The sequence below is a fragment of the Hymenobacter daeguensis genome (genome assembly GCF_054780555.1).
The window spans coordinates 227,456-251,232 of the sequence record NZ_BAAGWC010000004.1; the positions used below are offsets into that span (position 1 = coordinate 227,456).

Genomic DNA, 23,777 nt, shown 5'->3' on the forward strand with positions numbered 1-23,777 from the left:
GCTTTTCGCCGAGGGTGTAGTCTTCGAAAAAGGTGGATTTGAAGTACATAAGAAGTAGCTTGGACTTTGTAGTCCGAGCGCGAGCGCAGCGAGCATCTGCGTAGGCGTGGTTTAGAATAATTTACCGTGGCGCAGATGCTCGCTGCGCTCGCGCTCGGACTACAAAGTCCAAGCTACTGTTTGCCGTCGCTTGAGGCGTAGGCCGCTTCCACCACGGCCATTGTTTTGATTACATCCTCCACACTGGTGGGCAGCACGTCCGTTTCGCCATTCACGAAGCGCATGAGGCTGCCCATCGTGCCCATGAAGGCATCCGGAAACCAGGAGCCTTCGAGCGGCACGGTGTGCCAGGCGGGCGGCTTGCCCTCGCGCAGGAAGCAGTATTCAAACTTGTCGGGTACGCCGTGGGGGTAGTTCATCAGCAAGCCCATGCGGGCTTTGATGGCGCCTTTCGTGCCTTCCCATTTGATGAAGCTCTCTTGGTTTTCGGGGCCAAAGGAATGGTCGTGGTTGGTGTTGATGACGGCGTGCAGCGTGTCGCCATAATCGAAAAGAATGGTGGAGCGTGACGAAGACAGCGCCTTGGCCGGGTGGCGCAGCGTCTTGGCCAACACGCGGCTGGGCTCACCCAGGAAGCTGCGTATCAGGTCGATGTAGTGGATGCTGTGGTACTGGATTTCGAGACGCGGGTGCACCATCACGTGCGGGAAAAGCTCCCACGGCGTTTCCAGCGTCACGCGCACTTCCATATCGTACAGCTCGCCGATGAGGCCCTGGCGCAGCATCTCGCGGGCGGCGGCCACGTAGGGCGCAAAGCGCAGCTGGCAGTTGATGGCGGCGGCCAGGTGCTTGCGGCGGCACACTTCCAGAATCTCCTGGCTCTGCCAGAAATAGTCACCCATCGGCTTCTGGATGAGCACGCCGGCGCCGTCGGGCAGTTGGTTCAGCGTTTCCACGAACTGCTCGGGCATGATGGTGATGTCGTACACGGCATCGGCAGGGGCGTGGGCCACGGCCTCGGCCACCGAATCGTACACGTGCGGGATGCCCCAGGCGGCGGCCAGCTTCTCGGCGCGGGCGCGGGTGCGGTTGGTGATGCCCACCACCTCGAAACCAGCCTTGCGGTAAGCCGGCAAATGCGCGTCGTGCACAATGCCGCCCGCCCCGATGATGACGATGGGCCGCGGCCGCTGCGGCAGCACGGGCAGGTAGGGAATCTCGTGGTTTTCCAGCTTAAACATGGTCGAGGGCGTTGATTTTTTGCTGGCCGGCGGCGAGTAGTTCGGCCACCGGCGCATCGGTGTTAATGGCTTCGAGCACCACCTCATCAATAATGGCCGCGATGCGCGCCCAACTGGTGTTGCGGGGCAGGGTTTCGGCCTGTTGGTGCAGCAGCTCCAGCTTGTGGTAGTAGGGCACGAGGGCGTTGATTTCGGTGTCGTGCCAGGTCGAAATCCGGCAGCCGATGCCGCCTTCCAGCGTGAGCAGCTTGTCGTTTTCGGGGCGGGTGGCGTAGCGCAGAAACGCATACGCCACGGCTTTGTGCCGGCTGCCCGCGCCGATGGCGTAGAGCCAGTACACGTTCAGCGAAGCCGAGCGGCCGCCAGGCCCTTCGCCGCGGGGAATGGGGGCAATATCGACCCGGCCGCGCACGGCGGAGGTGGCCTCCACCTCGCACACGGCCGCGAAGCCGAACCAGTTTATCATCATGGCCGCCTCGCCGCGCATAAAGGCCTGGCCGGCGGCCACCGATTCGTACTGCCTGGTGGCGGGGTGCACGGCGTCGGTGTCGCGCAGCAGCTGGCGGTAGTAGGCGAGGCCCTCGGCCGCGGCGGGGGAGTTGATATTTACCCGATTTTGGCCGTCCACCAGTTGGCCGCCGCGCGTCCAGAGCTGCAGGCAAAAATCGAAGACGGTGTTGTGGCCATCGGGATAGCCGGCGGCTACCAGGCCGTAGCGGTTTTCGGCCGGGCGATGGAAGAAGCGGGCCACGGCCTGGAACTCCGCCCAGGTTTGGGGCGGGCGCAGGTCGCGGCCGTGCTGCTGCCGGAAGGCGGCCTGCTCGGCAGGATTTTCGAATAAGTCGCGGCGGTAAATCAGGCATTCCGGGCCGTCGTGGAAGGGCAGGCCCAGCACGGCGGCGCCGTATTGCTGCATAGCGAGCAGCGACGGGCTCCAGCCCTGCGGAAAATCGGCGGGCGGGTTTTCGTTGAGATAGGGCGTCAGGTTTTCGAGGGCGGCGGCGGCGTGGGCTTCGGCCAGCCAGTCGGTGTTGATGTGGGCGACGTCCCAGGTGCCGTTTTGCAGGCCCCGGTCGGTGAGCAGACTGGTGTGCAGCTCGTGCAAATCCATCGGCACCATTTCTACCGCCAGCTGGCAGCCGGTCTCCTGGCAAAAGCCGGCCCACAGCTTCGCCATGGCACTTTCGAACGGGCCAAACTGGCGCACGGCAATGCGGAAAACGGCGGGCTCAGGCGTCATGGCGGGCAGTTTGCAGGGTGGCGATTTCGGCCAGGATGGTGGTGTTGTCCTGGCCCAGCTTGGGCGAGCCGATGGGCGAGGTCAGCAGCGAGCCATCGAAGCGGATGGGGCAGCGGGTGGTGCGGTAGGGGTAGCCGTCGCTCATGGTCACTTCCTGCACCATGTTCAGCGCCGCGAAGCCTTCGTGGGCCAGCAGCTTATCCCAACTCAGCACGTTGGCGCACCAGATATCGGCGGGCTCTAGGATGGCCAGCCAAGCTTCGGTGGTGTCGGTTTTCAAATGCTCGGCCAGCGTGGCTTTTATTTCGTCGCGCTGGGTGAACGCCTGCGCGGGCTCGGGGTAATGCAGCAGCGGCTCGCAGCCTAGCAGCCGGCCCAACACCGGAATCGAGCCCATGGACAGCGCCAGGAATCCGTTGCTGGTCTGGTAGATACCGTAGGGCGCGCCGAGGTAGGCGTGGGCGTTGTTGTGCCGGGTGCGCTGGGGCAGCACGCCGCCGTCGTTGAAGAAGGTGGTGAGGGTTTCGAACTGAAAATCGAAGGCCGATTCCAGCATACTCACCTGCACGAGCCCGCCCGCGCCGCTGCGGCGCACCAGGCAGGCCAGCAGCCCTTGGGCGAGGTGCGCGCCGGCCAGCATGTCCACGATGGACAGGCCCATGGGCACGGGGCCGGCATCGGCGTTGCCGCTCAGCCAGGTCAGACCCGATACGGATTGCAGCAGCAGGTCCTGGCCGGGCTTGTCGCGCCAGGGGCCTTCGGAGCCGTAGCCGGATATCTCGCCGTACACCACGTTGGGGTTCAGGGCTTTCACACTGGTGTAATCGAAGCCGAGGCGCTCCATCACGCCGGGGCGGTAGTTGTGCATCACCACATCGGCGCGCCGGATTAGCTCGCGCACCTGGGCTTTGTCGTCCTCGTTTTTGAGGTCGACGGCGAAGCTCTCCTTGTTGCGGTTGATGGCGTGAAACACCGACGACTCGCCGTTCATAATGACGTTCGAGGTGTAGAGGTGCCGGCAGATGTCGCCCGTCTCGGGCCGCTCAATTTTGATGACGCGGGCGCCCATATCGGCCAGGCGCAGCGCAGCGGAGGGGCCGGAGAGGAACTGGCTGAAATCGACGACCAGGAGGTTTTCCAACGGTCTGCCTAACGAAACCTCACCCCCTGACCCCCTCTCCAAAAAAGAGGGGGCACCGGATTTGCTTTTGGCGAATTCAACGTAAGAATCGTCCTCACGAGCCGGTGCCCCCTCTTTTTTGGAGAGGGGGTCAGGGGGTGAGGTTGACGCGGAGGCCGAACCCAGCCCAAACTCCTCCTTAATATCCTCGGTATCCTGCCCCGGTTTCGGCGCGGCCTTATCCGAATACAGCTTCTCGCCATCAATGCGAATGGGACAGCGCGTGGTCGGCAGCTGCTGGCCGTCAGTCAGGGTCACAAATTGCTGCATGCCCAGCGCCTGATAACCAGGGCTGGCGGTGGCTTGCTGGTAGTTCAGCACCTCGGCGCACCAGATGCCCAGCGGTTCCAGCGTGGTCAGCCAGGTGGCGGTGGGCTTTTCGCGGAGAGCGGTAGCGAGGCGCTCGGCGATGTCGTCGCGGCCGTCGAACCAGGAGCTGGCGGTGGGGTAGGCGTCCAGGATGCCCAGATTCAGCGTCGCGTCGAGCTTATCGAGGTTGCCCATGGCCAGGGCCAGGTAGCCGTCCTGGGTCCGGTAAATGCCGTAGGGCGCGCTGAGGTAGGCGTGGGCGGTGCCGCGGGCCGCGCCGCGCTGGGGCAGCTGGCCGCCGTCGTTCAGGTGCGTGGTGAGCAGTTCAAACTGCATGTCGAGCACCGATTCGAGCAGGCTTACTTCGACCAGTGCGCCCTGGCCGGTTTTGCTGCGCCGGAGCAGCGCGGCCAGCAGGCCCTGCGCGAAGTGCGAGCCGCAGATAATGTCGGCCACCGCGATGCCGAAGGGCGTCGGGCTGTCGTCCTGCGTGCCCGACAAATAAGTGAGGCCCGACAAGGACTGAATCAGCAAATCCTGCCCCGGCTTGGTGGCCCAGGGGCCGGTGGGGCCGTAGCCCGTCACCACGCCGTAGATGAGGCGCGGGTTGAGGGCGCGCACGGCGGCGTAGTCGAGGCCGATTTTCTCCATGATGCCGGGCCGGAAATTGTGGGTCATCACGTCGGCCCGGGCCAGCAACTGCTTCACCTGGGCGAGGTCATCCGGGTTTTTGAGGTCGGCGGCGTAGGATTCCTTGTTGCGGTTGATGGTATGAAAAACCAGGCTGCTGTCTTCCACAAATAGGTTTTTGATGGCAATCTGCCGGCCGGCCTCGCCGGAGCCCGGCCGCTCAATCTTGATGACGCGCGCGCCCAAATCGGCCAGCCGCAGGCCCGCGGAAGGCGCGGCCAGAAACTGACTGAACTCGATGACTAACAGGCCGGAGAGGGGGAGGGACATGGTGGGTTTCTTTTACTAATCGTCATGCTGAGCGGAGCGCAGCGGAGTCGAAGCATCTCTACCGCTTCATTGCAGGTGTCAGGAGTTAGTTCACCGGTAGAGATGCTTCGACTCCGCTCCGCTGCGCTCAGCATGACGGTTTAAATGGTGCGTTTTCACGCCATCGTTCTCGATTTCAAATACAACTCGTTCAACTCACCCAGCAGCTTCTTTTCGTCGCCGCCGTTCATCAGGTATTGGCGTACGGGCTCGCCGGCGTGGTCCTGGAAAAACATGTGCCCGTGGTAGCGGGGGCGCAGGAAGGCGCGCTGCAGGGCCGGCAGCGTGTCTAGGAAATAGTTGCTGGAGTTGGCGTTAACGTGGGCATCCTGCCAGGCGGCGAGGTGGCCGGGCTGGCCGCCGTTGTCGAAATACAGCGTCTGCTGGCAGGCGGGCGAGGCCACGAATTCGGCGTAGCGCACGGCGGTTTCGACCTCGGCGCACTGGGCCGAAATGGCCAGGCCGGTGCCGCCAAGCGTGCTGCGCAGGCGGGTGCCGCCGGGCGTCAGGCTTACCATGTCGTGGAAGTGCAGCAGGCGGCGGGCGTAGCCGCGGCGGGCGTAGTTGGAGTAGCCGTAGGCGAAGGGGCAGTAGGCCAGCTCATCGGTCTGCGTCATGGCCTCGTACACCTGAATGGGGTTGCGCTGGAAACAGGCCGGGTCGACGCGACGGGCCAGCTCGCGGAATAGCTGCAGGGCCTGCACGCCAATAGCTTCGCTCACCACTTCGTCCTCGCGCTGGCACGGGTCTTCGCCCAATGAGCAGCAGAACATGTAGAAGCTCATCAGCGTGTCGATGGGGATGAGCGCGAAGGCCACCAGGCCGCGGTCGGCCAGGGCCAGCAGGTCGGCAAAGGTTTCGGGAAGTTGTAGGCCGTGCCGGGCCAGCAGGTCGGGGCGACTGGCGGCTACGGGCGTGGCGGCGTCGATGGGCAGGGCCCACTGGTTGCCGTTGAAGCTATAGCTCTCGAAGGAGTGGCCCACGGTATTGGCCTGCTGGTCGGCCAGGAATTCGGCGGGCAGGTGCTCGTCCAGCGGCAAAATGGAGCCGGTGCGCGCCGCGAAGCCGGCCCACGGGTGGTCAATCACCAGCAGGTCGAACCGCTCGGCCAGCTGCTGAATCGACTCATCGGCAAACTGTTGGAGGGAGCGTTTTTCCCAGGTGATGCGCACGTTGGGGTTCAATTCCGAAAAGCGCTGGGCTGTGGCGGCCATGGGCACGAAGCCCCGGCTGTGGTTCCAGGTGATGCCTTTGAGGTGGATGGGTTCGGTGGGCATTTTTGATGTTTGTTTATATCTGAAACGGTCATGCTGAGCGGAGCGCAGCGAAGTCGAAGCATCTCTACCGCTTCGTCTAACGGGTCACCTCACCCCCGACCCCGGTTCGCTTAAAGCGCGAAGCCCGCGGAGAGGGGAGCCACGGCGGCGCGGTAGAGATGCTTCGGCTGCGCTCAGCATGACGTTCTTTTTATTCAGCATGACGTTCTGGTTTGCTATCAAATCGAACACTATTCGCTACCGCCGCCGCGTCCTTTTTGCCGCTGATGGGCAGCAGATAGAAGCTGTAGCGGTAGGATTTCGCGGGCAATTGATACTTGTCAATCGGGGCGGCCTGGGCGTCCCAGCTGGTGTTGCCGCCGACGCCCATTTGGGCGAGGTCGATGTTGAGGGTGGTGAAGCCGGCGGGTTTCAGCTTGTTAGTGTGGCGGGCGGCCTGGATGTTCTGCTCGGTGTAGGGCCAGGCGCTCATGCTCAGCAGGCTGTCGGCCACCACCAGCAGGCCGGTTTTTTGCGGGTCGGTGAGCTGCATCCAGCGCACGTCGGTGCGGTTGGCGTACTCCATGGGCACCACGTAGGAATCGGCAAACGTGCTGAGTGGCTGGGTGTAAATACCCGCGTCGAAGCCGTAGCGGCGGTCGATGTAGTTTTCCAGCGGGCCCCGGCCGTAGTAGCTGATTTGCGGCGCCGTCTGGCGAATGCCGCACTGCATGCCGATGCGCGGGATGTTGGGCAGGCCGGCGGCGGGTGTGAGGTGGTAATCTACCTTCAGGGTGCCATCGCCGTTCAGCGTGTAGGTCACGCGCACAGTGGTTTGGCCGTCGATGAGGCCATAGGTGCTGGTGAGGCTGGGGCGGGATGCGTTGCGTTGGTCGAGGGTGAGGCTTTGCAGCTTGGGCGCGGCCGTGAACCACTCCTTCAGCTTCTTATCGGCCTTCCAGCCGCGCCGGTCGTTGTCGGTGAGGGGGCGGGTGAAGTGGGGCAGGAGCGGGGCAGCCAACTGCTCGGCCCCGCGGTAGCGGTAGGACGTGAGCGCGCCGCTGGCCTTGTCGATGGTCACCTGAAAGTCCTTGCCGCTCAACTGGTAAGCCGCTGCCTCATTGCTAACCGCCACGGCCGGCTGCTTGGCTGCAACAGGTTTCGGCTGGGCCAGGCTGGTGAGGGCCAACTGGTTGGTGGCGACTTCGTGGCCCGCGTCGGCCCAGGCGGTGGCTTGGGGCAGCGTGAAGGATATGTTGGCCAGATACTCTGCGCCGGGCTTCAGCTTCGGCAGGTAGTTTTGGAGGGAAATAACCGTGTCGCGCCCGGCGACCAGCCGCAGCCGGGGCAGCGGCCGGGTGCTGATGATGCGGCCGTTTTCGCGCAGAATCAGGGTGGCGGCGTAGGCGTCGGCGTTGAGCAGGGCGGCACGGTTTTGTACCCGCACGCGGGCCTGGGTGGCGTCGGCCAGGGTGCATTCCAGCGGCTGGTACACGCGCTTGCACTCGTAGATGGCGGCGTGCGGCTGGCCCTCCGAATCCACGATGCCTTTGATGGTGAAGTCGTCGTAATACTTCTCCTGGAAGTCGCCGCCGTAGGCGTAAAACGCGGTGCCGGTGGAGTCCTTTTTCAGCAGGCCCTGGTCCTTGAATTCCCAAATGCAGCCGCCGATGATGCGCTTCGTGCTACGCCAGATGTCCCAGAATTCCTTCATGTTACCGGTAGCGTTGCCCATGGAGTGGGCGTATTCGCAGAAGAAAATCGGGCGGTTGTCGCCGTTTTGCTGGCCCGCGAGCAGCTCGGCCGTGAACAGGCCGGGGTACATGCGGCTCACCATGTCCACGTAGGCCTGGTCGCGGGGCACCTGGATGCGGTAGGCGTGGTTTTTGGGGTAGTTCGGGTCGCTGGGGTCGAGGTAGCCGGGCAGGTGCGGGTCGCCCATGGCGGGCTCGTAGTGGATAGGCCGGGTGATGTCGAAATCGTGCAGCCAAGCGGCCATGGCGGCGTGGTTGGGGCCGCGGCCGGACTCGTTGCCGAGGCTCCAGAAGATGACGCTGGGGTGGTTTTTGTCGCGCAGGGCCATCCGCATGCTGCGCTCCTGGTAGGCGGAGGTCCAGGCCGGGTCGTTGCTGAGTTTGGAGCCGAGGCCGTGGGTTTCGAGGTTGGCTTCGTCGATGACGAGGATGCCGTACTCGTCGCAGAGGTCGTAGAAATACGGGTCGTTGGGGTAGTGGCTGGTGCGGATGCAGTTGAAATTGAACTGCTTGAGCGTGCGCACGTCCTGCCGGATGTCGTCGCGGCTCACGGCCATGCCCTTGGTGGGGTGGTGGTCGTGGCGGTTCACGCCGTAGAGGTAAGTGAGCCGGCCGTTAATCAGCAGCTTGCCGTTACCCTTGGAAAACTCGATGGTGCGGAAGCCCACTTTGCAGCTCTTGGCCTCCAGCACCGCGCCGGTTTTGTCGGTGAGCGTAAGCACCAGCGTGTAGAGGTTGGGGGCCTCGTCGCTCCACTTCAGCGGGTTGCGGATGGTGGTTTCGAGCAGGCCGAATTTCGCGTTGTCGAGGCGCGGGTACTTTTCGTTCAGGATGCCGTCGGCCGTGATTTGCAACGACTTATCCAATACCGGCTGGCCCTGCTTGTCGTAGAGCTGCGCCGCCACCTGATAGCCGGCAAGGTCCTGGTTGCCGGTCAGGTTTTCGAGGCGCGGGCGGATGCTCAGCACGGCATCTTTGTAGTCCTTGTCGAGCTTGGCCTGCCAGTGAAAGTCGGCAATGCGCAGCTTGGGCTCGGCCAGCAGCAGCACTTCGCGGAAGATGCCGCTCAGCCGCCAGTGGTCCTGGTCTTCGAGGTAGCTGCCATCGGACCAGCGCATTACCTGCACCGACACCACGTTTTCGCCCGGCTGCACGTAGGCCGTCACGTTGAACTCTGAGGGCAGGCAGCTGTCCTCCCCGTAGCCCAAGAACTTCCCGTTCACCCACACCTTAAACGCCGAGCTGACGCCGCCAAAATGCAGCGTCACGTTCTGATTCTGCCAGCCGGCCGGCACCGTGAAGCTGCGCTGGTAGGAGCCCACGCCGTTATAATCCTGCGGCACAAACGGCGGGTCGACGGGCCGAAACGGGTACTTGGCGCTCTTGTAAATGGGCAGGTCGTAGCCGTTCATCTCCCAGTTCGATGGCACGGCCAGCTGCTTCCAGCCACTCACCCGGCTTTTGTAGAAGTCCCTGGGCGCATCGGCGGGCTTAATGGCGAATTTGAAATCCCACAAGCCATTGAGCGACAGCAGGCGCGAGGTTTTGTCGCGGTCGCCGGCCAGGGCATCTTTTTCGGTGAGAAAGGAGTAAGCCGTGGCCCGCGACCGGTCGCGGTTGATTTCGGTGACTTGCGGAATCTGGTAGCCATCGGCCTCCGCGCCGGGGTAGATGGCGGGGGCGTGCGAGACGTTGGGGAAGAAGTAGACGCTGGCTTCCTGGGCGCGTGATAGTAGAGGCAAGAGGAGCAGGGCCGCCCAGACGGCGCACCTCACCCCCCGGCCCCCTCTCCCGCGGAGAGGGGGAGCCTGACGACTCTTTAGGAGTTGAAAAAAAAGTAGGTTGAATCTATACATTGGTTTCGAAATCAGTTCTTTGCTGAACGCTTGGCTCCCCCTCTCCGCGGGAGAGGGGGCCGGGGGGTGAGGTTACCCGTCAGGTCCGCACTTTCCAGCACCACGCTTGCCCCTTGCAGCCCCGCCGCCTCGGCCCGCACGGTAATGGCGCCGGCTCGCTCCTTCGTCTGAATAATGGCCAGCGCCAGCCCATTGTAGGCCTTGCGCTCCGGCGATTTGAAGGATTCCAGACTAGCTTGGTACCCGTTATCTACGCCCGCCACAAAGCCCGGGCCGCTCACCGAAAATTTCACCAGATTGGCCGCGTCGGGCACCAGGTTACCGGCCGCGTCCAGCACGCGCACGGTGAGGAACGACAGGTCTTTGCCATCGGCGCGCAGCTGGGTGCGGTCGGCCGTTAGCTCGATTTTGGCGGCGCTACCGGCAGTTTTGATGGTGCTGGTGAGGACGGTTTGGCCGCCTTTCCGCGAGATGGCTTGCAGGGTGCCGGGAGCGTAAGGGACGCGCCACATCACGTGCAGGTCGTCGGGGGATTTCTTTTTGATGCCCAGCGACTTGCCATTGAGGAACAGCTCTACCTCGTCGGCCTGGCTGAAGTAGGCCCACACGTCCACGAGCTGGCCGGGCGTCCAGTTCCAGTGGGGCAGCAGGTGCAGCACGGGCTTGGTGGTCCACTCGCTTTGGTAGAGGTAGTAGGCGTCTTTGGGGAAGCCGGCCAGGTCGATGACCCCGAAGTAGGAGCTGCGGGCGGGCCAGGGGTAGGGCAGCGGCTCGCCCAGGTAGTCGAAGCCGCTCCAGACGAACGCGCCGGTCATAAACTGGCTGTTTTTTACGGCGCGCCAGGCGGCTTCGTGGGTGGCGCCCCAGTAGGGCCGGGCGTTGTCGTAGCTGCTGGCCGTGAGGTCGGGGTTGCCGGTGGTGAGCTTGGTTTTGCCATCGAGCGGCCAGATGCGGATGCTGTCGGAAGGCAGGTCGTAATGGCCGCGCGTTTCGAAGGCGGCGGCAATTTCCGTGGCCAGGAATTTCTGGCCGGGAAAATTACGGGGCAGCTGGGGGTAGTCGGCGTGCTTGTAGTTGAAGCTCAGCACGTCGAGCACGCCGGACTGGCTGATGAAGTTCTTGGCCGGCTCCTGCTCGGTCAGGGCCGAGGTGACGGGCCGCGTCGGGTCGAGGCGCTTCACGGTGGCCGTCAGCTCGCGGGTGAGGCGGGTGCCGGTGCTGTCGAACTGCTCGCGGATTTCGTTGCCGATGCTCCACAGAAACACGCTCGGATGGTTGCGGTCGCGCCGAATCTGGTCCTCCAAATCGCGCTGGTGCCACTGCTTGAAATCGAGGTGGTAGTCCTGCGAGTTCTTCTTTTTCACCCACATATCAAACGCCTCATCCAGCACCAGAAAGCCCATCTGGTCGCACAAGTCCAGCAGCTCCGGCGCAGGCGGGTTGTGGGCGGTGCGGATGGCGTTGCAGCCCATCTTTTGCAACATTTCCAGCTGCCGCTCCATCGCCCGCACGTTCACGGCCGCGCCCAGCGCGCCCAAATCATGGTGCTGGCACACGCCCTGGATGCGCAGCGGCTGCCCGTTCAGCAGGAAGCCTTTTTGGGCATCGAACACGCAGGTACGCACGCCCAGCGGCGTTTCAACTTCATCCTCCACCGTTTTCCCGGCGAGAATCGTGGTTCGCACGCGGTACAGATACGGCTTCGTCACCGACCACCGCTGCGGCTTCGGCAGGTTCAGCGTTTGCGAAATAGTAGCGGAAGTGCCGGCCAGCCGCACACCCGATTTCACCTGCCGCGCCACTTCCTGACCGGTTTTATCCAGCAGCACGGTTTCCACGGTCACGGTTTTGGGGGTGCCGGTGGCGTTGCGCAATTGCGTTTGCATGGCTACCGTGGCGGCCCTGGCGCTCACCTGCGGCGTGCTCACGAAGGTGCCCCACTCGCCCACGGCCACCTGGTGGGTGGTCACCAGCCGCACGTTGCGGTAGATGCCCGAGCCGGTGTACCAGCGCGAGTCCGGCTGGGCCGAATTGTCGACCCGCACGGCCAGCACGTTGGGCTGACCGGCGGGCCGCAGGTAGGGCGTCAGCTCGTAGCGAAAGGAGATGTAGCCGTTGGGCCGCTGGCCCAGCGAGTGGCCATTCAGCCACACTTCGCTGTGCTTATACACGCCATCGAACTCGATATAAACGTTTTTCCCCTGAACAGCCGGCATCGTAAACGTCTTGCGGTACCAGCCGATGCCGGTGGGCAGGCCGCCGCCCTCGGGCTTGGCGGGGTTCTTCTCGTCGAATTTGCCCTCGATGCTCCAGTCGTGCGGGAGCGTGAGGCTGCGCCAGCCGACATCCTTGAAATCGGTGTCTTTGGCGTTGGCTTCGTCGCCGAGGTAGAATTTCCAGCCCTTGTTGAAGTCCACGACTACCCGCGCAGCCGGCCGCGCGCCCACAGACGCAGTGGATGCGCTGAGCAGCAGGAAAAGCAGGAGGAAGAGGCGAGGCATTGGGTGGGATGTAGCGCGGACTTTTAGTCCGCGAATGGAAGCGTTGAACTCGCGGACTGAAAGTCCGCGCTACTTGGTTTTCGGTTTCTTCACCGGCGGTGCAATGAAGGCCACGGTGCTCTTGCCAAGGTCCTTCGAGGTGGCCACCGCGATGCCGCGCTGGTCAGCTTTGTTCACGGCGCAGTAATAGTGGTATACCACGCCTTTGTATTTGAGCACGAAGGACTTGTGGGCGAACAGCTCGTCGTAGGGCTCCGAGGGCTCAATCAGGTTGGCACCGGTCCAGTCGGTCCAGTGGGTGAGGTCGTAGGAGCAGGCGAAGCGGTTCACGGCGCCCTTCACGCCGGGGTAGAAGGCCCCGAAGTAGAACATGACCCACAGGCCGTTGTCCATCTTTTGCAGGTAGGCATCGCCGGTGATGCCGGTGTGGTGGTTCAGCACAGGGTTACGCAGGTAGCGCGTCCAGTGCGTCATGTCGTCGCTCACGGCCATGCCGATGCGCTCGGCGCCGCGCTTGGCGTTGAGGCTGTCGCCGTTGGCGTTGTAGTACATCACGAAGGGGTGGCCGGTGAGCTTGGCCTTGTCCCACACCACCGAGCTTTTGTAGATGGTGTGGTTTTCCCACCAGCGCACGTCTTTATCGTCGGGGCGCAGCACGGGCTGGGGCAGGCGCTGCCAGGTGGGCAGGGTGGTGGGGTCCTTGTCGGTCGAGGCCAGGCTGATGGACAGCACGCCCTTCTCGTAGCCCCGCGAGTTGCCGCCGAAGTACGACAGCCAGTACCGGCCCTGGTAGGGCTGCCACTCGTAGCTGCCGCCCCACTTGGGGTCTTGCAGGGCCACGTAGCCGGCTTTCTGGTTAGTGTCCCAGTCGGTGGTGTCGGTGAAAGCCAGGATTTTGCCCTTGGTTTCCCACTTCAGCAGGTCCTTGCTCTGGGCCAGCCAGGTTTCGTAGCCGCGCCCGTCGAAAATGATGTACGTCATCCACCACTGCCCGTTTTTGCGGAACACGGTGGGGCAGTCCATCTTTTTCTGGTTGTCGTTGGTGACGAGCACGAGGCCGTACTTGTGGGGCGTTTTCACCTCCTCGTACACCTGCTGCATCGCGGCGGCGGGCACCTCTTTGGGCAGGGGTTTCTGCGCGTGGGCGAGAGTCGTGATGAGAAGCAAGGCGAGGAGGAGCCATGCGCTCCGCTTGGTGTTGACCTCACCCCCCGGCCCCCTCTCCTGCGGAGAGGGGGAGCTGGACGTCAGCAAACGCAGAAGTTCGACTGGCTCCCCTCTCCGCAGGAGAGGGGCCGGGGGTGAGGTGACCCGGCCACGCAAAGCCGGTGCCCCCTCTTTTTTGGAGAGGGGGGCAGGGGGTGAGGTCGACGCCAGGCGGAGCTTGATATTCATAGCAAAACTTCAAAATGATACGTCCCCGACCCCGCCCGCACCCGCGCCCGGCCCTCCGCGAAGCCCAGCGGCTGCAGCTCCGGGTGCTGCGCCAGCGGCTGGCCGCCTTCCGTGATGCGCGCCGAAGCAGCGGCCGGCAGGTAGATGGTGGCCGTGGTGTTGGCCGGAATGGTCACAATCAGCGTGAAGCCGGTTGTTGACTTCTGCCAGTCGCTCGCAATCAGCCCGTAGGGCGACTGGTGCGTGGCCCGAGCGCTGCGCACGCCGCTCACCGGCTCGGGCCGGATGTCGATTTTATCGAAGGCCACCGACCCATCAGCCGGCCGAATCCCCGCCAGGCCGCCGTAAAACCATTCCTGCAAATGCCCGAGCATCAGGTGGTTGTTCGACACCGTGGGCAGCGCGGCCCACGACTCGGTGAGGGCCGTGGCGCCGTGGGCCAGCTGGTAGCCGTAGCCGGGCACGTCGGCCCGGTTGTTCATGGCAAAAATGACGTCGGAGCGGCCCGCGTCTTCCAGCACGCGCAGCAGGTAGCGGTAGCCGATGTCGCCGGCCGTCAGGGCGTTGTCGCGGCTGCGGATGTCCTGCACGATGTTCTCGATTACCGCCGCCTTGTCGGCCGGCGCTACCAAGCCCATGTACACGGCCATGGCGTTGGCGGCCTGGCTGCCGGTGGCGTACTGCCGGGTCTGGGGGTTGAAGAACTTGGCGTTGAAAGCGGTTTTCACTTCCGCGCCCAGCTGCTCGTAGGCCGTGGCATCGGCGGTTTTGCCCAGCAGGCGGGCAATGCCGGCCAGCAGCGTAAGGTCGTAATAGTAAGTGGCCGTGCCGGTTACGCCCATCGGCGTGAGCTGCGAGGTGCCCGGTGGCTTGGGGCCGAGGTCGTACCAGTCGCCCAGGCCCTGCGCGAGCAGGTGCCCGCTCGCCTTCGTGCCAAGGTAGGCCACGTAGCGCTGCATCATGGCATAATTATCGGCCAGCACCTGCCGGTCGCCGTACCACTGGTACACGTACCAGGGCAGGATGATGCTGGCGCTGCCCCACTCCGGCGAGTCGCGGAACATGTCGCCGCCCCACTCAAACTTCACGTACTCGGGCGCGATTTCCGGCACCAGCCCCTCGGCCGTTTGCGAGGCGCGCATGTCGGCCATGGTTTTGCGGCAGAGCGTGGCAATGTCGTAGCGGTAGCGCATCGACGCGCCCATCAGGTGGGTTTCTTCCAGCCAGCCCAGCTTTTCGCGGTGCGGGCAGTCGGTAAACACGCTGGCCAGGTTGCTTTTGATGGACCAGTCAATCAGTGCATTGGTGCGGTTGAACAAGTCGTTGGAGCACGCAAACTCGCCCACGCTCGCCGCCGCGTTGCGGGTGTGCAGGGCGGTGAGGCTCAGGATTTCGGGCCGGTTCTGCGGGTTGCTTTCGCCCTTCGGCACGCCGCCTTCCACCTGCGCATAGCGAAAGCCGGAGTAGGTGAAGCGCGGCCGCCAGGTTTCCACGCCGCTGCCTTTCAGGATGTAGGTGAAGTAGAAGCCGCGCCCCATGTTTTTCTGGGTGATGGTGCCGTCGGCGGCCAGCAGCTCGGCCGGGGCAAGGCGGACCGTGTCGCCGCGCCGGCCCTGCACCCGCAGCTCGATGATGCCCGAGGCGTTCTGCCCGAAGTCGTATACCCACTTGCCCGCCTGGGCCTGGGTAGTGCTTTTCGCTTGAAAAGTGTCGAAAACCTGCAGCGGCTCCTGCTGCTGCGCCACCCGCTCCGCCGGCCCATCCACGGCGATGACGGGCCGCCATTTCTGCGCGTCGAAACCCGTCGTGGCCCAGCCGGCCTGCTCCAGCGTGGCGTTGTAGTCCTCACCGCCGTAAATGCTGCTGAAGGTAATCGGCCCGGCGGCGGTGCGCCAGCTCAGGTCGCTCACCACATCCTGGCGCGAGCCGTCGGGGTAGGTGAGGGCCAGCCGGCAAATCAGCTTCGGGTAGCCGAAGGCCGACTTGAGCTTGCGGTAGCGCTCCTTCACCGGCGGCACGTAGTAGAAGCCGTTGCCGAGCATGACGCCCAGCGCATTCGCGCCGCTTTTAACCTGGTTGGTCACGTCGAAAGTCACGTACTGCGCCTGCCGGTCGTACTTCGTCCAGCCGGGGTCGAGGAAGTGGTGGCCGACTTTCCGGCCGTTCAGCACGGCTTCAAACTGGCCCAGGCCGCTGATAAACAGCGTGGCCTGCGTCGGCTGCTTTTTGGCGGTGAACTGCTTCCGCAGCAGGGGCAGGGTGTTGTTGCCGTTGTAGGTGTCCTTGCGGCCGTCAACGGGCAGCACGGTCACGCGCTCGGCGGGCAACTGGTCGTAGGCTATCCAGGCGGCCCCTTGCCAGTCGGCGGGCGCGAGCAGGCCCATCTGCCACTCCGCCGGCTGGCTCCATGCGGAGGCGTTGCCGTGGTTGTCCCAGGTTTTTACCTTCCAATAATAAGGCTGAGCCGGCTGCAGGGCCCGGCCCGCATAGCGCACCTGGATGGACGCGCTGGAAGCCGTTTTGCCGGAATCCCAGACGTTGCCCAGGTTCTTATCAAGGCTTGCGCGGCTGTCGGCTACCAGCACCTGGTAGGCGGTCTGGCGCACGTTGCGGCGGTCGGTGCGCAACTCCCAGCTGAGCGCCGGCGTGCGGGTTTGCACGCCCAGCGGCTGGGGCTGGTACTCGCATTTCAGGTTGGCCACGGCCAGTTGCTGCGCGGCGGCCGGATGATAAATCAGTACAAAAAGAACCGCTTGAAAAATGAAAAGCCGCCGGGCGCTGAAGTGAAAGGACGGACGGGTTTTCATTGACCTGGTGTTCAGTTAACTCCTTTATTTAAGCGAAAGGGGCCAGCTAATTTGCCTGTTGCGGAGAGCGGCCGGGCAGAATGTCCGGCCTGGATGAGAATATCCCGACGGAATGGAAATTTCCACTGCGCAGGGCTGCCAACAAATGTAGAATTTCTGATAACCGGCCCCGTGCTACTCTTTGGCAACTTCTTATAGGATGTTAGCATAGCGTCGGCCCCGGGGGCTGGCGGCCGAAATCCATCCGCGCCACCTGCTACCTTGCCGCCTCATTCGCCCCGATTTTTCGGCTCACCCAACTGCCCGCTTTATGCCCACCGGCACCATTCTGCTCATCGACGACGAAGCCATGCTGCGCCAGGCCGTGGCCCGCACCCTGGAGCTGGAAGGCTACCTCGTGCGCCAGGCCCCCGACGCCATGCGCGGCCTCGAAATGCTGCGCGAATACGCTTCGGAAATCCTCGTCGTGCTCAGCGACGTGAAGCTGCCCGACGGCCGCGGCCTCGACCTGCTGCCCCGCTACAAGGCCCTCGCCCCCCTGGCTGAAGTGGTGCTGATGACCGCCTACGGCACCATTGCCGACGGCGTGCGCGCCATGAAAGAAGGCGCCTTCGACTACCTGACCAAGGGCGACGCCGACGACCAGCTGGCGGTGGTGGTGGAGCGCGCCGCCGAAAAAGCCCGCCTGCAGCGCCGCGTGGCCGATTTGGAGAAGAAAGTGGGCGCCCAGTACAGCTTCGACTCGATGATTGGGCACTCAGCCGCGCTGGAGCAGGCCAAGCGCCTGGCCCAGCGCGCCGCCCCCACCGACAGCACCGTGCTGCTCGAAGGCCCCACCGGCGCGGGCAAGGAGCTGTTTGCCCAGGCCATCCACCAGGCCAGCCCGCGCCGCAGCAAGCCCTTCGTGGCCGTGAACTGCTCGGCCTTTCCGAAGGATTTGCTCGAGTCGGAGCTGTTTGGCTACCGCAAAGGGGCCTTCACGGGGGCGCTGGCCGACAAGAAAGGGCTGCTGGAAGAAGCCAGCGGCGGCACCATCTTTCTGGATGAGATTGGGGAGCTGGAGCTGAACGTGCAGGCCAAGTTCCTGCGGGTGCTCGAGACGCGGCAGTTTACCAAGCTCGGCGACACCCGCCCCACCAGCGTGGACGTGCGCATTGTGGCCGCCACCAACCGCAACCTGCGCGAGGAAGCCGAAGCCGGCCACTTCCGCTCCGACCTCTACTACCGCCTGGCCGTGTTCACGGTGCCCGTGCCGGGCCTGAACGAGCGGCGCGACGACGTGCCCGCCCTGGCCGACTACTTCCTGCAGTTTTTCGCCGCCAAGCTGCGCCGCCGCCTGCGCGGCCTGGAGCCCGAGGTGCTGGCCCAGCTGCGCGCCCACGACTGGCGCGGCAACGTGCGCGAGCTGAAGAACGTGCTGGAGCGCGCCGCCATCCTGGCCGACGGCGACACCCTGACCGTGGACGACCTGCCACCGGAATTCCACCACTTTCTGCCTGCGCCCGGCCTCGACGAGGCCACCGACCGCACCCTGCGCACCCAGGAGAAACGCCAGATTCGGCAGGTGCTGCTCGACACCGGCGGCAACAAGATGGAAGCCGCCCGTCAGCTCGGCATCGGCACGAAGACGCTGTACCGCAAGATTCAGGAGTACGGGCTGTAGGCGGGTGCCGGGAACCTCACCCCCGGCCCCTCTCCAAAAGAGAGGGGAGCCTGACGCCTCGTAGCACATGCTTCAGCTTGTGCATCGTTGCGCGGCTCCTAACGGGCACAAGCTAAAGCATGTGCTACAGGACTTCACGAACCGGTGCCCCCTCTCCGCAGGAGAGGAGGGCAGGGGGTGAGGTTGACGCCGGCCAAGCTGATAAAGTAGCCACCCCGGCCGGCACCTGAACCGCTGCCGATACTCAAGAAACCGGGTTATTCTGACCGCCGCACCGGGTCAGAATGACCCGGTTTTCTGCGTTCGGGGGTTTCTGGATTTGAGTAAATAAAAAATTTATTCGCTGTAGATAAATGAGTTGCGGAATAATAACGGGCCTGACGGGAAGCCGGAACAGGTTTGGCGAGGGGGCTGGCACACCCCAACAATCAACTGCCCTATGGCTCCCTTGCTGCTCATCCCCCTCCTCTCCGCCGCCGGCCTCGGCTGCTTCTGGCTCTTCTACAAATCGGTCGATTTTTTCGACCACATCTAACCCCGCCATCGCCATGATGCTCGCCCTGCTTTTGCTCTCCGTCGCCACGTTCGGCTACCTGTGCTACGTGCTGCTGAAACCGGAGAAATTCTGATTTGAACTCCCCGGAACGGTCATGCTGAGCGCAGTCGAAGCATCTCTACCGCTATACTAATTCAATCAACCCAACGAAGCGGTAGAGATGCTTCGACAAGCTCAGCATGACGTTCTGAGCTTCTTAATTCCCCAATCCCCATGAACAAAGAACTCCTCGGCATCCTGCTCATTTTCGGGAGCACGGTGCTGCTGGCACTGCCGCTGGGCCGCTTTCTGGCCACCATTTACCGCGGCGACAAGAGCTGGACCGATTTCCTGGCGCCCCTCGAGCGGCTGCTGTTCCGCGCCGGCGGCATCGATGCCAAGCGCGGCATGACCTGGCAGCAGCACCTGGTAGCGCTGCTCACCATCAACCTGGCCTGGTTTGTCTGGGCCATGCTGGTGTTCTGCTTCCAGGGCAGCCTGCCGCTCAACCCCGACCACAACCCCAACATGACGCCCGACCAGGCCTTCAACACGGCCATCTCGTTTCTGGTGAACTGCAACCTGCAGCACTATTCGGGCGAGTCGGGCGCCACGTACTTCTCGCAGCTGTTCGCCATCACCTTCCTGCAGTTCGTAACGGCCGCCACCGGCATGGCCGCCTGCGTGGTCGTGTTCAACGCCCTCAAGGAAGGCACCACCGAGAAGCTGGGCAACTTCTACGACTACTTCGTGAAGAGCATCACCCGCGTGCTGCTGCCCATTGCCACGGTGGTGGCCCTGGTGCTGGTGTTCCAGGGCACGCCCATGAACTGGACCGGCAAGGCCCCCATCGTGACCGTGCAGGGCGACTCCGTGAACGTGAGCCGCGGCCCCGCCGCCGCCATGATTGCCATCAAGGAGCTGGGCACCAACGGCGGCGGCTTCTTCGGGGCCAACTCGGCCCACCCGCTCGAAAACCCCACCTACCTCACCAATGCCGTCGAGAACTTCGCCCTGGTGCTCATTCCGCTGGCCATGGTGTTTGCCTTCGGCTACTACCTGAAGCGGCCCAAGCTCTCCTACATGGTGTTTGGGGTGATGACGGTGGGCTTCCTGATGCTGCTGGCGCCCACGGTGTACTACGAGATGCACGGCAACCCTGCCATTACCCACCTGGGCGCCGACCAGCGCCTGGGGGCCATGGAGGGCAAGGAAGTGCGCCTCGGCGCGGCGGCCTCGGCCTACTGGGGCATCACCAACACCATCATTTCCTGCGGCTCCGTCAACTCCATGCACGATTCGCACATGCCCATCTCGGGCATGGCCGAGCTGCTGGGCATGATGACCAACGCCTTCTACGGCGGGGTAGGGGTGGGCTTCCTCAACTTCTTCGTCTTCGTCATCATCGCCGTGTTCATCTCGGGCCTGATGGTGGGGCGGACGCCGGAATTGCTGGGTAAGAAAATCGAGGCCCGCGAGATGAAAATTGCCATCATTGTGGCCCTGCTGCACCCGCTGCTGATTCTGGCCGGCACGGCCATGTCGGCCCATATCTACGCCGGCAACCCCACCGAGTACGCCGGCTGGCTGGCCAACCCCGGCTACCACGGCTTCAGCGAAATGCTCTACGAATTCACTTCCTCGGCCGCCAACAACGGCTCGGGCTTCGAGGGCCTCGGCGACAACACGCCCTGGTGGAATATCTCGACTGGCATCGTGATGATACTGGCCCGCTACCTGCCCATCATCGGCCCGGTGGCTATTGCCGGCCTGCTGGCCCGCAAAAAGTACATCCCCGAAAGCGCCGGCACCCTGCGCGTCGATACCGCCACCTTCGGCGTGATGGTCTTCTTCGTGATTTGGATTATCGCCGCGCTGGCCTTCTTCCCCGCCCTGGCCCTGGGCCCGCTGGCCGAGCATTTCACGCTGTACTAACGTCACCTCACCCCCCGGCCCCCTCTCCTGCGGAGAGGGGGAGCCAGACGACTTTTTAAAAGAATCCTTCTCTGCTTTTAAGCATCATCGAGCCTCCGTGGCTCCCCCTCTCCGCAGGAGAGGGGGCCGGGGGGTGAGGTGAACGCCCGCACAATGGCAACCCAATCCCAATCCCTCTTTCAACCCGCGCTGGTGCGTGAAGCCGTCGGCCAGGCCTTCGTGAAGCTCGACCCGCGCACCATGTTCCGCAACCCGGTGATGTTCACCGTAGAAATCGGCACGGTGGTGATGTTCTTCGTCACCCTAGGCCTGCTCTTCCGGCCCGATGCGGCGCAGGGCAGCTTCGGCTACAACTTCACGGTGTTCGTGGTGCTGTTCCTCACACTGCTGTTCGCCAACTTCGCCGAGGCCATTGCCGAGGCCCGCGGCAAAGCCCAGGCCGACTCGCTCCGCAAAACCCGCCAGGACACGCCCGCCAACGTGCGCCAGCCCGACGGCTCGATGACGGCCGTATCGTCGGCCCAGCTCCAGAAGGGGCAGGTTTTCGTGGTCGAAGCCGGGGAGATTATTCCCACCGACGGCGAGATTATCGAAGGACTGGCCACGATTGACGAGTCGGCCATCACCGGCGAGTCGGCCCCGGTTATCCGGGAGGCGGGCGGCGATAAATCGTCCGTCACGGGCGGCACCAAGGTGCTCTCCGACCGCATCGTGGTGCAGGTGACCACCGCCCCCGGCGAGTCGTTTCTCGACAAGATGATTGCGCTGGTGGAAGGCGCGTCGCGGCAGAAAACGCCCAACGAAATTGCCCTCACCATCCTGCTGGCCGGGTTTACGCTGGTGTTCGTGATTGTGTGCGTGACGCTGCAGCCCTTCGCCGAGTACTCGAAAACGCCCATTGCGGTGGCCTCCTTCATCGCCCTGTTCGTGTGCCTGATTCCGACCACCATCGGCGGGCTGCTCTCGGCCATCGGCATTGCGGGCATGGACCGCGCCCTGCGCGCCAACGTCATCACCAAAAGCGGCAAAGCCGTGGAAACGGCCGGCGACGTCGACGTGCTGCTGCTCGACAAAACCGGCACCATCACCATCGGCAACCGCAAAGCCACGCACTTCTGGCCCGCCCCGGGCGTGCCCATGCAGGAGTTCATCGAGCAGGCCACCGTCAGCTCCCTCACCGATGAAACGCCCGAGGGCAAAAGCATTGTGGAACTGGCGCGCGACAACAAGGTGGACCCCGCCCAACTGCAGGCCCGCCTCAACGGCGCCGAGCTCATCAAGTTCACGGCCGAAACCCGCTCGTCGGGCGTGACGCTGGCCAGCGGCACCCGCATCCGCAAGGGCGCGGCCGACGCCATGCGCCGCCTGGCCGAAGCCGCCGGCCAGGCCTACCCCGGCGAAGTGGCCGAGCGCGTGCAAACCGTGGCCAAAAACGGTGGCACCCCGCTGGTGCTGAGCGAAAACGACCGGGTACTCGGCGTGGTCGAGCTGCAGGACATCATCAAGCCCGGCATTCAGGAACGGTTCGAGCGCCTGCGGGCCATGGGCATCAAAACCGTGATGGTGACTGGCGACAACCCCCTCACCGCCAAGTTCATCGCCGAAAAAGCCGGCGTCGACGACTTCATCGCCGAAGCCAAGCCCGAGGACAAAATGCAGTACATCCGCGCCGAGCAGCAGCAGGGTAAGCTGGTGGCCATGATGGGCGACGGCACCAACGACGCCCCCGCCCTCGCCCAGGCCGACGTGGGAGTAGCCATGAACTCGGGCACGCAGGCCGCCAAGGAAGCCGGCAACATGGTCGACCTCGACAACGACCCCACCAAGCTCATCGAAGTGGTCGAAATCGGCAAGCAGCTGCTCATGACGCGCGGCACGCTCACTACCTTCTCCATCGCCAACGACGTGGCCAAGTACTTCGCCATCGTGCCGGCACTGTTCATGGTGGCCATCCCGGCCCTGGGCGCGCTCAACATCATGGGCCTGAAGTCGCCGCAGTCGGCCATTCTCTCGGCCGTGATTTTCAACGCCATCATCATCCCGGCCCTGGTGCCGCTGGCACTGAAAGGCGTGGCCTACAAGCCGGTGGGTGCCTCCGCGCTGCTGCGCCGCAACCTGCTGATTTATGGCCTCGGCGGGGTGGTGGTGCCCTTTATCGGGATTAAGATTATTGACCTGCTGGTGGGGGCGTTTTTGTAGCCGGCACTGGCTGGCGCGCGTCTGCGACGCGTGCCGGCTGGGTTCGAGCCTCCGGCTCGGGTACCGCAGCCATTCCCACTCATCAGCATTATCTAATTCCTGCAGCCATCGCAGGCGTCATCCCAACCCGAGCCACCGGCTCGAACCCAGCCGGCACGCGTCGCAGACGCGCGCCAGCCGTTAACCAACCCAATTCCATGAAATCCCAACTTATTTCCGCCCTTCGCCTCACGCTTGCCATGCTGGTGCTGTGCTGCGTGCTCTATCCGGCTCTGATTACCGCCGCCGCCCAGCTCGCGCCCGGCCACGGCGAGGGCGAGCAAATCGTGAAAAACGGCCGCGTGGTGGGCTTCGCCAACGTGGGCCAGAAGTTCGACAAGCCCGAATACTTCAACTCGCGCCCCTCGGCCGCCGACTACCACGCCGACGCCAGCTCCGGCTCCAACAAAGGCCCCAGCAACCCCGAGTATCTGGCTGTGGTGAAAGCCCGCCTCGACACCTTTCTGCTGCAAAACCCCGGCGTGAAAGCCGCCGACGTACCCGCCGAGCTCATCACGGCCAGCGGCTCGGGCCTCGACCCGCACCTTTCGCCGGCCGCCGCGCTGGTGCAGGTGCCCCGCGTGGCCGCCGCCCGCCAGCTCGATGTGGCCCGCGTGCGCGCCTTGGTGCAGCAGCAAACTGAGCCCGGTACCCTCGGCCCCGACCACGTGAACGTGCTTCGGCTGAACCTGGCGCTCGATGCCCTGGCAGCCAAATAGCTTCTTTTGCACAAAATTCTCCCGATGAAATCTTCCGCTTTCCTGCTGCTGGCGGCGCTGCCGCTGGCCGCCGCTGCCCAAACCACGCCTACCACCCCCGACCCGGCCCTGGCTGTGCCGCCGCCCGCCGCCCCGGCGCCGCCGGCGGC

General features: G+C 64.0%; 13 protein-coding genes. 5 read left to right on the forward strand and 8 right to left on the reverse strand.

The window, feature by feature from the left end:
- Positions 1 to 173: 173 nt before the first annotated feature.
- From ACYVHT_RS08055 to ACYVHT_RS08090, 8 genes are all read right to left on the reverse strand, one after another.
- Positions 174 to 1,241, reverse strand: coding sequence for a Gfo/Idh/MocA family protein (locus ACYVHT_RS08055; protein ID WP_460549849.1), 1,068 nt, complete (start codon positions 1,239 to 1,241; stop codon positions 174 to 176).
- The gene (locus ACYVHT_RS08060) at positions 1,234 to 2,481 is read right to left on the reverse strand and encodes a type 2 periplasmic-binding domain-containing protein (RefSeq protein WP_460549851.1); all 1,248 of its coding nucleotides are present in this window, start codon (positions 2,479 to 2,481) and stop codon (positions 1,234 to 1,236) included. Before ACYVHT_RS08060 ends, ACYVHT_RS08055 begins: the two co-directional genes overlap by 8 nt.
- Complete coding sequence (locus ACYVHT_RS08065; RefSeq protein ID WP_460549853.1) at positions 2,471 to 4,930, reverse strand: CaiB/BaiF CoA transferase family protein; 2,460 nt, start codon at positions 4,928 to 4,930, stop codon at positions 2,471 to 2,473. Before ACYVHT_RS08065 ends, ACYVHT_RS08060 begins: the two co-directional genes overlap by 11 nt.
- A 155-nt stretch (positions 4,931 to 5,085) precedes the next feature.
- Positions 5,086 to 6,246, reverse strand: coding sequence for an ABC transporter substrate-binding protein (locus ACYVHT_RS08070; protein ID WP_460549855.1), 1,161 nt, complete (start codon positions 6,244 to 6,246; stop codon positions 5,086 to 5,088).
- Positions 6,247 to 6,436: 190 nt separating this feature from the next.
- The gene (locus tag ACYVHT_RS08075) at positions 6,437 to 9,721 is read right to left on the reverse strand and encodes a glycoside hydrolase family 2 TIM barrel-domain containing protein (RefSeq protein WP_460549856.1); all 3,285 of its coding nucleotides are present in this window, start codon (positions 9,719 to 9,721) and stop codon (positions 6,437 to 6,439) included.
- Positions 9,722 to 9,846: 125 nt separating this feature from the next.
- Positions 9,847 to 12,336 carry a beta-galactosidase GalB gene (gene galB, locus ACYVHT_RS08080; protein WP_460549858.1) on the reverse strand — a complete coding sequence of 830 codons (2,490 nt, stop codon included), beginning with the start codon at positions 12,334 to 12,336 and terminating at the stop codon, positions 9,847 to 9,849.
- Positions 12,337 to 12,405: 69 nt separating this feature from the next.
- On the reverse strand, positions 12,406 to 13,503 hold the full coding sequence (locus ACYVHT_RS08085) for a glycoside hydrolase family protein (RefSeq protein WP_460549860.1): 1,098 nt from the start codon (positions 13,501 to 13,503) through the stop codon (positions 12,406 to 12,408).
- 224 nt (positions 13,504 to 13,727) lie between these two features.
- Positions 13,728 to 16,538 (reverse strand): family 78 glycoside hydrolase catalytic domain, encoded by a 2,811-nt coding sequence (locus tag ACYVHT_RS08090; RefSeq protein WP_460549862.1) that lies wholly within the window; start codon positions 16,536 to 16,538, stop codon positions 13,728 to 13,730.
- Positions 16,539 to 16,848: 310 nt separating this feature from the next.
- Here ACYVHT_RS08090 and ACYVHT_RS08095 point away from each other — a divergent pair, with 310 nt between their 5' ends.
- The 5 genes from ACYVHT_RS08095 (at position 16,849) to kdpC (ending at position 23,628) form a co-directional block, all read left to right on the forward strand.
- Entirely contained in the window at positions 16,849 to 18,201 is a 1,353-nt protein-coding gene (locus tag ACYVHT_RS08095; protein WP_460549864.1) for a sigma-54-dependent transcriptional regulator, read from the forward strand.
- Positions 18,202 to 18,752: 551 nt separating this feature from the next.
- Positions 18,753 to 18,830 carry a K(+)-transporting ATPase subunit F gene (kdpF, locus tag ACYVHT_RS08100; RefSeq protein ID WP_460549876.1) on the forward strand — a complete coding sequence of 26 codons (78 nt, stop codon included), beginning with the start codon at positions 18,753 to 18,755 and terminating at the stop codon, positions 18,828 to 18,830.
- Between the two features lie 140 nt (positions 18,831 to 18,970).
- The gene (kdpA, locus tag ACYVHT_RS08105) at positions 18,971 to 20,671 is read left to right on the forward strand and encodes a potassium-transporting ATPase subunit KdpA (protein ID WP_460549866.1); all 1,701 of its coding nucleotides are present in this window, start codon (positions 18,971 to 18,973) and stop codon (positions 20,669 to 20,671) included.
- Between the two features lie 153 nt (positions 20,672 to 20,824).
- Positions 20,825 to 22,870: a potassium-transporting ATPase subunit KdpB gene (kdpB, locus tag ACYVHT_RS08110; protein ID WP_460549868.1), complete on the forward strand. Its 2,046-nt coding sequence runs from the start codon at positions 20,825 to 20,827 to the stop codon at positions 22,868 to 22,870.
- Positions 22,871 to 23,067: 197 nt separating this feature from the next.
- Entirely contained in the window at positions 23,068 to 23,628 is a 561-nt protein-coding gene (kdpC, locus tag ACYVHT_RS08115; protein WP_460549870.1) for a potassium-transporting ATPase subunit C, read from the forward strand.
- Positions 23,629 to 23,777: the final 149 nt, after the last annotated feature.